Below are 14,226 nucleotides of genomic sequence, written 5' to 3' on the forward strand. Positions count from 1 at the left end.
GTACTCTGATCTCGCGAAGCTATAAAGCTCAGCCCATATAATAAAGTCGAATCTTGGGGGCAAAAGCTACATAGATCAACATTAGGTCTTAATTTGAGGTTTAATACGAAATTTGCAAACAGCTCTGTAACTTTGCCCTATGCAAGCACTCATTCCAGTTGGAGAATTTGGATACCTGATCTATCGGGTATTCGGTACGCTGCGTTTTGCACTGAGGGATAGAGAAAGGCTTATTTATCAATTAAATCATGTAGGTGTAAATTCCCTTCCTCTGGTTGCCCTGATAGGGCTCTTTGCCGGAGGTATAGTTGCCTGGCAAGCAGCTTATCAGTTCAAGGGCATGGTATCTCTCTCCGTTTTAGGAGGACAGGTGGTACGAGTAATGATGATGGAAATGGCTCCAGTCTTAACGGCATTGGTTATGTCTGGACGTATTGGGGCATCCATGACTGCTGAGATTGGAGCTATGAAAATCAGTGAGCAAATAGATGCCCTGAAAACCATGTCCATCGACCCTGTGAGGTATATTGTAATGCCACGCTTTCTTAGCATGGTCATTATGATGCCGATTCTCACCTTTTTTTCCATCATGATAGCCGTTATTGGTGCATTTCTTGTATCCAGTTTCTTTCTGGATATTACCTACCAGGTATTCTTTGAATCAGTACGTACTTTCTTTGAATTGGGGGATCTGGTAGGGGGTTTACTAAAGGGAGTTGTCTTTGGTATGTTGATCTCTCTCATCGGATGCTTTAGAGGGATGAAGACCCTTGGTGGTGCGAGAGGCTTAGGTAACTCAACTATTCAGGCCTTTGTAATTTCTGCGATTGCGATCCTGATAAGTGATTTCCTTTTATGGATTATTTTGTTCTGAAAATTGAGTAGTACCGGTATTTTTTCTATGTTTGCTTTACGTGAATTGCTCTATAAATTCCAAAAATCCGAAAATAACACATCAATACCTATGATACCTCTCCTACTAAGGCGTATACCGTTGAGTGTCATACTGCTAGTATTGACGATCCTTCCCATATTGTCATTTGCCCAGGACTCGAAGACAGCGAAAACGATGGCAAGAGCGGAAGAATACTTTAGCAGTAATAACACCGTAGACGCTGAAATTTTGTACAATCAGGTCCTCGCGGCTGATCCCAGCAATTTTCGCGCGGCTTATCAATTGGGAAGGATAAACTCCTTTCTGAAGGATTACCGAGAAGCGCTCCGCTGGTTCCGCAAGGCCGAAGAAATAGACGCAAATACGAATGATACGCTCTATTTGCAGATCGGTCTCACCTATAAAAGGCTGGACAATTATCGGAAAGCCAAAGAATATTTCGAGACTTTCAAACAAAAGCACGGCACGCAAGATGCGTATTATGAACGTGCAGAATTAGAAATTCAGGGCTGTGATCTTGCAGAAGCATCCATAGCCCGACTCCCGGACTTTCGTGTTAGCGCAGCAAGTTTCAATTCTACTTCCAGCGACAACTACCCCTCCATGCTGGACCAAAGACAGGAAGATAAATTCCTGGTATTTACATCTTACCGGCCGCTTCCCGGCAGACGAGCCAAAAGGGACAAGATCAGTGGGGAAGCCAAGGATTCTGACATCTATTACATCATTAGGGAAAATGACAGCATTTTCGGAGAAATCTCCCGTTTCCCTAAAAAGCGTATTAACACAAAGTTCAATGACGGTCCCGCCTCCATTACTGGAGACGGAATGACCGTATTTTTCAGTGTTTGTGGCGGAAAGAAGAACAGAAATGGATGTACCATTTTTGAATCTCGTTATGATCCCGTCAAAAAACGCTGGGGAAAGGCCCAAATTGTTGAGGGCGTTTCCGGCAGCCAGGATGTGATCGTGAACAGCCGCGGGAAAACCCGTCGCGTTCCTACTAATGATCGCCAGCCTTTTATCAGCAGAGATGGACGTACCCTCTACTTTGCCTCCAACCGTGGCGGCGGAGAAGGAGGATATGATATCTGGTTCTCCCGTAAAGTGGGTTCCGGATGGTCTGAGCCTCAAAACCTCGGGCCTACCATCAACACTGCTTTCAATGAATCGTCTCCCTTCATCAACGATGCAGGAGATAAGATGTATTTCGCTTCAGATGGTTTAGCTGGATTTGGAGGTCTTGATCTCTATTATTCAGAAGGAGCTATCGGAAACTTCAGTGAGCCTGTAAATCTCGGTGCACCTATCAACTCCAGCTACAATGACTTCGGTAGTTTGTGGATGGATGATGATTCTCTGGTGTACTTTACTTCGGATCGACCCGGAGGTGCTGGTCGCGATGATATTTATATCGGTCGCAGGATTTACAGAGAACCCGTTCCATTAAAGATTGCTGTAAAAGGAGTTATCCGCGATAAGCAGACCAAGCAGCCTATCGAATTTGCCACAGCCATTCTTTATGAACGCGGAAATGAGCAAAACCTGATCACCATCGATACCTTTACTACCGATCAGAGTGCTCGTTATGAATTCCCACTGGAAGAAGAAAAAGATTATGTGATCCTCGGAAATGCGCCGGAATATCTGGCAAATGAAGAGGAAGTTAGTACTGTTGGAATCGATGTGGATACAGAGCTTGTCAAGAATATTGACATCGAACTGGAACCCATTATTCTGGAGGCCCCTATTACTATTGAAAATATCTATTACGATTTCGATGAATATTACCTTCGTGAGGATGCATTGAGCGAGTTGGCCAAACTGGTTGACCTGCTTAATAAGAATCCTAATATCACCATCGAATTAGGTTCTCATACAGATAGTAATGGAACTCCTACTTACAACATCAATCTGTCTGACAATCGTGCGAAAGCCGTTGTTAAGTTCCTCGTTGAAAATGGCATAGATCCTGCAAGACTAACCTGGAGAGGATTTGGAGAAAATCAACTCCTGATCTACCCAGAGATGTCTGATTTTGATGAGCAGGCAAACCGCCGGACAGAATTCAGAATCATGTCTATCGAATTTCTTCCTTAGGAAGAATTGATATATTCTCTTAAAACGGATAAGGAAAGGGTAAAGCATTGCTTTGCCCTTTTTTAATTTTTCACCGACTTCATTTTGTGTACCTTTGTGCCTCAGATAAAAGAGATACATAGATGGATTATAAATATTCTCAAAGAGGTGTTTCCGCTGGAAAAGAAGATGTCCATAAGGCAATCAAAGGCCTGGATAAAGGACTTTATCCCAATGCATTTTGTAAGATCATTCCCGACATAGCCGGAGGAGATCCTGAATATTGCAATCTGATGCATGCGGACACTGCCGGAACCAAAACTTCCTTGGCCTATTTATATTGGCGCGAAACTGGCGATCTCAGTGTTTGGAAAGGAATTGTGCAGGATGCCATCGTCATGAATCTGGATGATATGGCCTGTGTAGGTTGTGTGGATGATATCATGCTTTCGTCCACCATAGGAAGAAATAAACACTATGTAAGCGGAGATGCTATTGCTGCCATCATTCAAGGAGCTGCAGAACTAGCTTCGGAGCTAAAAGAGATGGGAGTAAACCTTCACCTGACAGGCGGAGAAACTGCAGATGTAGGAGATATCGTAAGAACGGCTGATGTTGGATTTACGGCCTTTGCACGAATGAAGCGTAGCGAAGTTATAGAAACTGCTGTAAAGCCGGGAGATGTGATTGTGGGCCTTGCCAGCTATGGGCAGGCAAGTTACGAGCAGAAGTACAATAGTGGGATTGGAAGCAATGGACTCACCAATGCGCGACATGATGTACTGAGTCATGAATATGCTGCCAAATATCCCGAGTCTTATGACAAGGTCAACATACCCGAAGATCTCGTTTATGTAGGCAAGCATAAAGTGACCGACAGTTATGAAGGATTGGATCAGAATGTTGGGCAACTCCTACTTAGCCCTACCAGAACTTTCCTTCCCCTCATGAAGGAACTCCTGAGAGATCATAGAGAACAAATCAATGGTATGATCCATTGTACCGGAGGCGGGCAAACCAAGGTCATGAAATTTGTCGAAGGCCTGCATGTAATCAAAGATAACCTACTTCCAACCCCTCCCATTTTTCGCTTGATCCAGGAATCATCCGGCGCCAGTTGGAAAGAAATGTATCAGGTATTCAATATGGGCCACAGGATGGAAATCTATACGGATAAAAAGACTGCCGATGCAGTTCTTAAGCTGGCTGATAAATTTCAGATAGATGCCCGCATCGTAGGACGATGCCTGGCTTCAGATAAAAACAGACTGGATATAGAGGGAGAAGAATCTCTTACTTATTCTTGAGTTTATTAAGTTCTTCTTTAGCCGCTAATTTATATGGACCAACCATTGCACGGGTAAAGGCAGATTCAGCCTGCTCATAATCTCCCATTTTAGTCAGTGCCATCCCTAGCATAAAGTTATGTTTGGCTTTAGATTTAGGATCTGTATTGGCCTGAAGCAAGGCAGATAAGGTCTGAGCCGATGCAGCATAGTCTCCGGTATCATACTCAGCCCGGGCTTTCATGGGCAGATAGGTAGGCGAAGACTTGGGATACGTTTGCATTGCCTTTTCCAAACTGTTCAAGGCTCCATACGCATCTCCATTCTTCAATTGCAACTTGGCCATAAGCCCATAAAGTTTAGACCTGCGAGCCGGTGATTTTTCCTGACCGATAGCTTCAAGATAACTATCAACAGCTCCCGCATTATTTCCTCTTTTCTGGGCAATTTTGGCTTTTAGCAAATAAGCACTGGAGAAGTTCCTTTGCAGATTGAGGGCTTCATTGACATGACGTTCACTTTCATCGTACTCACCATTCAAATAATAGCCCACCGCAATTTTATAGTAATGAACATGGCTATTCTGAGCCATTTCTGCTTCGATCAATTTCTTATAGGGGCCAAAATTGGCTTTTCCCCAGGCTCTTTTCGCACCCGTATTATCTCCCAGATTGTTTCTGGCTACTCCCAATTGATAATAATACTTCGCCTGCTCACTGGGAGATTTATTCTTGAGTTGGTCAGAGGCCAAAGCTTTTTCATACGCCCTTTTCGCATCTGCCCAATTTTCATTTTTACTCGCTATTTCTCCTACATAAAAGAGCACCTTTGGATTACTGGGATCCAGTTTCCTGGCAGATTCTATATGTCTTCTGGCTTCTTCTTCCCGATCCTGCTTGATCAGAAGATTCACCAACAATAATTCATACTGGATTTTCTTACGCTTGTCAGACGACCAGCGGGCTGCCTGTTCGTAATTATAAATGGCCTGATCATAATCCTCTTCTTCCTTGTATATCTTCGCCAGAAGTGAATAAGCAGAAGTGAACTTAGGTTGATACTCTACCGTAGCTTCCAAAGAGTTTTTTGCCTCTTCAATATATTTCAGTTGGAGTTGACACTTGGCCATCATGAAATAGTACTTGTAATTGGAAGGCTCTTGCCTGATCGCCTGGTTATAGCTGTCGATAGCTTCTTTACACTTGCTTTGCTTCCTGAAGTTTTCTCCCTTTTCAAAATATGCACGACCGGGGCCCTGTGCATAACTGAGGTGAACCCAAGCCAGTAAGAAACAGAGTGTCAAGCTTTTCAGTACATATTTTTGCAGAAGTGTGGGACGAGATTCGCTAGTCATAAGACCGGAGTTAAATGTCAGGATTATATAGCTTGGTGTTAAACGAATGTAAGCAAATTTAGGCAGAATTTAAATCTGCAACATATCAAGGCATAACGTATTAATAAGTATAAAAGTATAGGCTTTTAATCCCTAATCATAAATGGTAAAGAATCTATACTTCTGGCTTGTTGAAATATATTCTGGGAGCTAAATTGCAGCGCTTTAGAAAGATAGTGATGAAAAATTTTATTGCAGAATTGAAATGGCGGGGGATGATCCACGACATGACGCCCGGCACGGAAGAGTATATGCTTAGCCAGTCTATTGCCGGATATCTGGGTGTGGACCCTACCAGCGATTCTATGCATATCGGAAACCTTGTTCCCGTAATGATGCTTGTTCATATGCAAAGGGCGGGTCACACCCCCATTGCATTGGTTGGAGGAGCGACAGGTCTGGTGGGTGATCCTTCCGGGAAGGATAAAGAACGTCAACTCCAAACCATCGAAAAGGTAGAGCAGAATGCCGCTGGTATCAAAAAACAGTTGGAGCATTTTCTCGAGTTTGACAATGTCCCCAATCCCGCTGTCATGGTCAATAACTATGACTGGTTTAAGGATATCAGTTTTCTCGACTTCCTGAGAGATACCGGAAAGCATATTACCATCAACTATATGATGAGTAAGGAGTCTGTAAAAAAGCGTATCCAGGGTGATACGGGTATTTCCTATACAGAATTTGCTTACCAATTGCTGCAAGGATATGATTTCTACCACCTTTACCATCACAAAAATGCCCGTCTCCAGGTAGGAGGGTCTGATCAGTGGGGAAATATCACTACCGGTACAGAATTGATCAGAAGAATGTCAGAAGAGGAAGCCAAAGCCTATGCGGTGGTTTGTCCCCTCATGACTCGTGAAGATGGTTCTAAATTCGGAAAAACAGCCGGAGGAAAAAGCGTTTGGTTGGATCCGGAGAAAACCAGCCCTTATGAATTTTATCAATACTGGCTCCGTGTTGGGGATAGTGATGCAGAAAAATATATCAAGATTTTCACCCTCAAAACGCAGGATGAAATAGAAGGATTGATTGCCGAGCATGCTAAAGATCCTGGTGCGAGAATTCTTCATAAAGCTTTGGCCGAAGACCTTAGCAAACGTGTACACGGAGAAGAAGGCTTGAAGAGTGCACATACCCTGACTGACTTTTTCTTTGGCCGAATCAAAAGCAAAGAAGCCCTCAATGCTTTGAGCCAAAAGGAATGGAGAGATGTAAGTCGCTCTTCCGATATCAAGCAATTGAGCAAAGAAAAGTTAAACTCTGGCATAGGCATTCTCGATCTTCTGGTCGAAACCGGTATCACACAATCCAAAGGGGAAGCCAGACGTTCGATAGAAAAAGATAAATCTGTCAAAGTGAATATGGAAGCCTGTACTTCCCTGGATACAGAACTCAATATGGAAGACGTATTTTTCGATACTTATCTCTATATTCAGAAAGGAAAGAAGAACAAGTTCATCATCGAACTGGTCTAATTTCCAAAAATCCCTGCTCATGCAGGGCTAAGGGCCCAAAACAGCATTATGCTTAGGTATATCCTTTTCAGTATTAGCTTGCTATGGATGGGACAGATGTATGCCCAACAGGTATACATTTCCCGCTACATCCCGGATTTTCCCACAAATGCAGATAATCCCGATCAGGAGGTTGAGATTTTTAATGAATCCCGTACCCGCAATCTGAATCTGGGTAGATTTATATTAATGACCCGCTCCTACCTCGTCAGATTTCCAAATCTTGAGGTTCCTCCCTTAAAATCTGTACGTTTGGGGATGAAGGCTCGTGCAATAGGCCCCTATTTTAGCTTATTGGATATGCCGGATTTCCAATTGAGAACTGCCCTGGGAGAAGATAATGGGGATTTTGTGATTCTCCTCAATCCCAATATGCAGGTCATGGATGCTTTTTATTTTGGAGAAAGTGCAGAAGTAGACTTCCTCCCACTAAATGAGAGGCTGAACACTCAATCTGGCCAACTAATAAGCGTAAGGATTCCTGCTGAGCAAGATGAGGACTGGTCCTATTTACAATTGGCTCCAGATCCTGCTATTGCCTTTGTGAAAATCAATGGAACCTGGAGTCCCAATAGTAGGAAGGCCAATATTTTTGAAGCTACCGAATACCGATATCTCCAGAGTAAATACATCGAAGGGGTAGTGAGTCTTCGCTGGCAGACTCGTTTTGAAAATGATTGTTTTGAGCATGTGGTAGAAAGGAGTTTGGGCAGAAATCGATTTCAGGAAATCGCTCGCATAAACTCCCTCAAACAGAACTCTTCCAGTCCCCTGGATTACGAATATTATGATGATGAGGTAGAACAAAATCAATTGTATTACTACCGCATACGGCATACGGATAAATTTGGGGAAACCGTTTACTCCGAAGAAATAGAGACCACCACGGAAGAAAATCCAGGCGGCTTTTTCTTCGACATCCTCAGCGAACCCTCAGATCAGGGTAAATACCTCAATATTCGTTTTAGCTCTCGGCAAGATCAGCGAGTGAGGATTATGTTGTTGGATGAAGAACTGCGTCAACTGGCCATTCTTTTCTCCGACGAAATAAGCGCGGACAAACAAAATCTCATCACCTATCAAGAGGCAATACCTTTTGGGATCTACCACATCCTGGTAGAAACAGAAAACAGACGTTATAGAGAATTACTGGTAGTGGAATAAAGGCTTATAAAGCTTCCTCTTCTCCTTCAGCAGCTTCTTCTGCCGCATTTATCGCCTCAATCTCCTTATCAATATAGTACAGGCTTTGAGGGCCATTTCCAATGAGTTTGAGCTTGTCCAGCACAGAACGCATCAGATTTTCCTCTTCTCTCTGCTCTGTGATATACCACTGGAGAAAATTCTCAGTCGTATAATCATTCTCCGAGCGAGCTTGTGCCAGGAGAGAATTGATGGAGTTTGTCACTTTTTGCTCATGCTCATAAACTTCTTTGAACATGGCCTGAACAGAATCAAATTCATGTCTGGGCTGATCGATGGCCGGAGTGATCGCATGGGAATCTACCTCGCTGAGGTAATGAAAAATGCGAAGCATGTGATCTCTTTCCTCCGCAGACTGTCGGTGCATAAATTTTGCACAGCCCTCCAATCCTTCCTTATCACACCAGGAAGCCATGGAGAGATATAAAAAGGAAGCTTTTCCTTCTAGTTGGATTTGGCTATTTAAAGCCTGAGCCATTTTTTCTGAAATCATGCTGCAAATTAAACATTAATTAGAGGAAAAGATACTTAATGTATCTTATTCATAACTATATAAAAACCTTCAGGATTTAATTATGTTTCCCTTTTGCCAAGGGAAAGAGAGAAATTGGGGAATTTATTTCATTCTGCCAGGGCAACGTTTACAACGCTTCCCTTTTTTGTACTTCTTACAGCATTTTTTCTTGAATTTTTTAGCGTCAAGGATTTCCCACAGGGCGCAGGTTTCTATGACAGGCTTTTCGATTTCGAGGACTTGATGCTCAGGGGCTTCCAAAAACATGTAGAAGACGTTATTTAGAATTAATCTAATTAAAAATAAACGTACTACATTTTGGGCAAAGCAACAAATCCGGATAAAAAATTCACAATTTTTTAACAAAAAACTCCCCGACAAAGCGGGGAGCCAGTAATGCTAAAGGGGACTAAGAAACTTAGTCCGCGACATCTGATATCCAAGATTTTAATAGATCCAATATTAGTATGCTATCGTTTTGATTGGGGAAGCTTTTCAGTAAGTATGAAGCCGATTAAAAAGCTTGATAGCAGGAGGAAATCTGCGAGATTTAAGGGAAAGGCTGCTAATTTCCCTAATTCAATTTCTTCGAGTTTGAAGACATTGAGAAATTCTATAATGAGGAGCAAAAGCCACATCCCAATAAAACCCAGGGATGAAAAAAAGAGGGAAAAGCGTGGAAATACAAAGCGCATATTGTTTATTTTTTTGAAAAAGCCCCGGAAACTGGGGAAAATGATTTCCCCAATTCCGAGTGTGAACAAAACATTCTCTTTTTACCGGGACTGACACACACCTTTATTCGTACCCATTGCCCTAATTTCTTTTGTCGAAAAAAAAGGGGGACTCCCTAAATCGGCCTAAGTCCCCCGGCGCGACATACTGGTTATCTTTAGATTGTGCTATTTGCTAAGTATCAGTACTATTTTCTTGTCGAACTTAAGATGCGTCTGTTAGGTAAATCCTCATGCTCGCCTATGAAACCAGAGAATAAACCCTCCAGACGCTTTAGACTGTTAATCTCGCCTCTGTCTATGGCAAAGCAAACAGAGAACAAATAATCTAATGCTCATCTATGTTATGTTTCAAAACTAGGTATTGAGCGGCTATATGGAGTTCACCATTGTTCGCAATAGTTGGACTAATGTTCTAAATAGCTGGATGAACAGACTGAACATTGTTCCACGTTTTCTCCTTAAGGAGCTTTTAAGGCTGCTGAGCGTGTCCTTGAAGGGGTTTCTCCAAATTCCTCGGCATACGTCCTGGAAAAATATCTGGGATCAGAAAATCCTACGGAATAGGCTATTTCTGAGATATTCAGATTGGCATGCTGGAGCATATTCCGGGCTTTATGCAAACGAATCGAGCGTACAAAGTGAGAGGTAGGTCTACCTGTCAAGGCCTTTATTTTCTGATGAAGTTGTGTCCGACTAAGCCCCATTTCTCTACAGAGATCCACCACCTTAAAGTCCTCTTCATCCAAATGCTCTTCAACCACTTGCTTCAATTGTAGGATGAATTCATCCTCTTGTGTAGGCTCTATCACATCCTTTTCACCTATCCAATCCGGCTCCTGATATCTTTTCTGCAATTCTTGTCGAATTTTCAATAATTGCTCCAATCGAATGCTTAGTTCCTCTGGATTAAATGGCTTGGCCAAATAAGCATCTGCTCCATGTTTGAAACCTTCTATCCGGGACTGCTCATCAAATCTTGCAGTCAGTAATACAACCGGAATGTGGCTGATGCGGGGATCCGTTTTCAATTCTGCACAAAACTCAAAGCCATTTTTATTGGGCATGATCACATCACTGATAATCAAATCGGGCACATGCTTTAGGGCCAAATCAAAACCTTCCTGTCCATCCCTTGCCATAAACAATTCATATTTCCCTTCCAGGCAACTCAGCAGGTATTGCATCAAATCGGCATTATCTTCAACGATCAGAAGAGATGCTCGACCGCCAGCTTTTGGACAGCTGATCTCCTCCTTACTTTCAACTTGCTTGTATGGACTTATGCGAAGATTATTTCCACTGAACTCCTTCAACTGAGCCTTTTTTGTAACGGGAAGCAATACTTCAAAACTACTCCCTTTAGCCAGTTTACTGGATACTTTTATATCCCCATGCATGAGCTTGATCAATTGATAGGTTAAAGCCAGTCCAATGCCTGTACTTTGCGCTGAGCCTTTTTCCTCTACCTGATAAAATCGATCGAATATAAAGGGCAGGTTCTCCGGAGCAATCCCCTTTCCAGTGTCTTTTACCCGAATCCGCAACATTTCTGTTTCATGCTCCCGATAAACATCCAATTGCAAATAAATATTCCCCTTATCTGGAGTGAATTTGATGGCATTGCTAAGCAGGTTGGATATGATATGCAAGAGTTTATCCGGATCATAATCCATAAAGTATTGAGACTCCGAACTCAGGAAATGCAATTGCTGGTCTTTTAAGAGCGCAAGCGACTGAAAGGACTCAAATACATACTGGATATATTGAATGATATCTCCCTGGATATATTGGGTGCGTAATTTTCCGGCCGAAAGTTTTTGTAAATCCAGCAATTGATTGATCAGATTGAGTAGACTTGATCCATTCCTTTCGATCATATTTACCCCTCTATCCAGCCATTTTTCTGGGGAATGTTTGATTTGATTTGCCATCCCCAAAATAACGGTCAAAGGAGTTCGGAATTCATGAGAGAGATTGGTGAAAATTTGACTTTTAAGTTCATCCAGCTCTTTGAGTTTCTCTCTTTGTTTTTCGACTCGATCTTTTTCCTTTTTCAACTCACGGGTCCTGATATTCACAATATCCTCCAGTCGGTTATTTCGACCTTCCAAATGACGAAATCTCCAATATAAAAGTGCACGTATCAAAAGCCCCAGCAATAACAAATAAAGCGTATAGGTCCAGGGACTCCGATACCAGGGGGCGGCTATGCGAAAACTCAAACTGCTTTCGTTTGCCAATTTACCTGCATAGTCCCTTGCCCGCACCCGAAATACATATTTACCTTCGGGTATATTTGTGTAGTCTTTCTGACTTTCATTGGTCCAGGGAGACCATGTTTTATCAAAGCCTTGCAAAAAGACCTGATAGCTATTTTTCTGAGGGTCTTTTAGGAAAGGAGCAGCATATCGAAACCTGATTTCATTATCAGCATATTGTAATGTTTTTTCGAGCCGATCCCTTCCGGGTGCACCTCCAAAAACCAAAGAATCTCCTTTTACATAAACAGAGCGGATCTGGGTCTTTGGAGTTTTGATCTGTTTTTCTTTGGGATGTAAAGCTGAATTGAACCGAATCAAGCCATGTGTCCCAGCAAACCAGATATGATCGGGATTTTCAGGATCAGGATAAATCCAGTCAATAAATTCGCCGACCACTGATTGGCGTAAGTGGATGTTGGGATCAGCGATATAATCTCCTTCCTGGCCTTTTTTAAATTTCCTGATTTCTACCTCTCCGTTTTCTATGATTGCCAACCATAGATTTCCTTTTTGATCCTGTGCAATGCGATCAATCAATAATCCCGGAGCAGACAAAGCCTTCCCAAATCGAGTGTCCGGGACAAATACCTTTTGCAAATCATTATACCTCAAGAGACCTTCCGCCGTATATAGCAACAACTTTTTATCTATATAGGCCATGCGAAGGAAGCCAGATGGCAAGGCATGTTTAGGGCCGAAAAAATCAATTTCATAAGGTGCCATTTCGAGTTCAAAGCTTCCATCTTCCTTTTTCCTGATCTGGCTCTGCTCATCTTGCCTAAAACTGATTCGGATAAACTCATCTGTCCAGGTAGATATCCATAGATGACGGCTATCCTCTTCGATCACATTGAGAATTTTGCCTTTGATCTCAGGAATTTTTTCGGAGGAAATCCAGCTTTGTCCGGATTTCTTCATCAGGCGTAAACCGTCTTTCTCTCCAAGCCATACCATTTTGGGATCATAGCGGGATTGATTCAGGGTAAATGCATGTTCCTGGCTAAGTCTATGTACCCCCTTATCTTTTATTTGATATACTCCGTGAGCATTTGCAATCAATACTTCTTGATCTACAGGCAATATTTTCCAACTTTGATCATTGATTCCGGGCAGCTTGCTAAAGCTGCTGAATTCTCCCCTCTTTCTTTCTTCTTCATCCAGCAGATATACTCCATCTTCTGTGGCCAAACAAAATTTGCCCATATGTCGCGTCATATGGTAAACAGGCACATCCAATCCCAGTCGATGATCAAAGATCGAAAGGGGGGAAGGGTACTCAAATCGGCTAATCCCATCTCCCAGGCTCAACCAGATACTGTTCTCACGATCCTGAAAAAGGTTTATGATAAACTGATCCTGAAGTCCCTGTTTTTCATCCAAAATGAATTTTATCTCTCCAGCCTTATCCATAACTACCAGTCCTCCCCTTAAACTTGGAAAGGCTATTTCCCCATTAAGCAAAGCAACAGCATTCATATAGAGTCGATTTTCCTCAAAAAATGATTCCAACTCTTTACTTATGGAGAAATCCTTGAACTCCTTGCCGTCATAGGTATATAGTTTATTGGTACTGGCAGAACCTGTCAGGGCAAATACATCTGTTCCTTTTATGCTAAAGGGCAGAAAGAAGTTGAAAAACATCTGAGCGAAAGATTCTCCACCCTCTATCAATTCCAGGCTATCTCCCACTACTTTTTTAATTCCCTGATGATAGGAATTGAGGTAGATTTCATCATTTAGCACAAAAGCTGAGGCAATCTTTTCTTCTTTGTCCCAAAAGAAAAAAGAGCCGTTTACATCCCTGGTCTCTAAAATTTCTGAAGAATGATCCTGCCATCGAAAAAGATAGCGCTCTGTTTGGAAATAAATCCCTTCAGAAGTTGAAAAGGTATTCCATACATCATTAAAATTTCTGCGATTTTCCGGAAGGAATTGTAGCAGTGATACGAAGCTTAACTCTCCTAAAGAATCCGCTTTCAAATATCCCAGATCACCTAAGGCTCCAATAAAAATCGTCCCCTGATCATCCACTGCCAATGAGCGAATAACCGGATTTCCAGGCACGGGGATTTTTCGCCAGTTGACTCCATCGTATTCCAGGATACCACTGTTGTTGGCGACATAGATAAACCCTCGAGGGTCCTGAACTATGTCCCAATTTTGAATAAATCCGTCGTACTCTTCGTGGGTGAAGTTTCTAATGATAGGTATTCCCAATTCCTCGGGATTTCCTTGAGCCGATAGGTTTATACCCCCAAAAAAATGACAGGTAGCTAATGCTACTACAAAGGTCAGCGTCTTGAATAAGCACATATTGTTACCCAATTTTAACTAGCGATAC

9 protein-coding genes are annotated in these 14,226 nt (G+C 42.4%); 5 read left to right on the top strand and 4 right to left on the bottom strand.

The window, feature by feature from the left end; genetic code table 11:
* The first annotated feature begins 139 nt into the window (after positions 1–139).
* The 3 genes from R8P61_22115 (at position 140) to R8P61_22125 (ending at position 4,281) form a co-directional block, all read left to right on the top strand.
* Complete coding sequence (locus R8P61_22115; protein MDW3649783.1) at positions 140–874, top strand: ABC transporter permease; 735 nt, start codon at positions 140–142, stop codon at positions 872–874.
* Positions 875–1,069: 195 nt separating this feature from the next.
* The gene (locus R8P61_22120; protein ID MDW3649784.1) at positions 1,070–2,995 is read left to right on the top strand and encodes an OmpA family protein; all 1,926 of its coding nucleotides are present in this window, start codon (positions 1,070–1,072) and stop codon (positions 2,993–2,995) included.
* Positions 2,996–3,117: 122 nt separating this feature from the next.
* Positions 3,118–4,281, top strand: a complete 1,164-nt coding sequence (locus R8P61_22125) for an AIR synthase-related protein (protein MDW3649785.1) — start codon at positions 3,118–3,120, stop codon at positions 4,279–4,281.
* On the opposite strand, the gene R8P61_22130 is transcribed toward R8P61_22125, so the two are convergent.
* The gene (locus R8P61_22130; GenBank protein ID MDW3649786.1) at positions 4,268–5,614 is read right to left on the bottom strand and encodes a tetratricopeptide repeat protein; all 1,347 of its coding nucleotides are present in this window, start codon (positions 5,612–5,614) and stop codon (positions 4,268–4,270) included. The two genes, R8P61_22125 and R8P61_22130, sit on opposite strands and share 14 nt — an antisense overlap.
* Positions 5,615–5,832: 218 nt before the next feature.
* Between R8P61_22130 and tyrS the strand changes: the two genes are divergently transcribed.
* Both tyrS and R8P61_22140 read left to right on the top strand, forming a co-directional pair.
* The gene (gene tyrS, locus R8P61_22135; GenBank protein MDW3649787.1) at positions 5,833–7,131 is read left to right on the top strand and encodes a tyrosine--tRNA ligase; all 1,299 of its coding nucleotides are present in this window, start codon (positions 5,833–5,835) and stop codon (positions 7,129–7,131) included.
* Between the two features lie 48 nt (positions 7,132–7,179).
* Positions 7,180–8,334 (top strand): hypothetical protein, encoded by a 1,155-nt coding sequence (locus R8P61_22140; protein ID MDW3649788.1) that lies wholly within the window; start codon positions 7,180–7,182, stop codon positions 8,332–8,334.
* Positions 8,335–8,338: 4 nt separating this feature from the next.
* Here the strand turns inward: R8P61_22140 and R8P61_22145 are convergent, their stop codons facing one another.
* The 3 genes from R8P61_22145 to R8P61_22155 form a co-directional block, all read right to left on the bottom strand.
* Complete coding sequence (locus R8P61_22145) at positions 8,339–8,866, bottom strand: ferritin (protein ID MDW3649789.1); 528 nt, start codon at positions 8,864–8,866, stop codon at positions 8,339–8,341.
* Positions 8,867–9,357: 491 nt separating this feature from the next.
* Positions 9,358–9,582 (bottom strand): hypothetical protein, encoded by a 225-nt coding sequence (locus tag R8P61_22150; GenBank protein MDW3649790.1) that lies wholly within the window; start codon positions 9,580–9,582, stop codon positions 9,358–9,360.
* A 500-nt stretch (positions 9,583–10,082) separates the two neighbouring features.
* Positions 10,083–14,198, bottom strand: coding sequence for a hybrid sensor histidine kinase/response regulator transcription factor (locus tag R8P61_22155; protein ID MDW3649791.1), 4,116 nt, complete (start codon positions 14,196–14,198; stop codon positions 10,083–10,085).
* Positions 14,199–14,226 lie beyond the last annotated feature (28 nt).

This window comes from Bacteroidia bacterium (genome assembly GCA_033391075.1).
Classification (GTDB): Bacteria; Bacteroidota; Bacteroidia; order J057; family J057; genus JAWPMV01.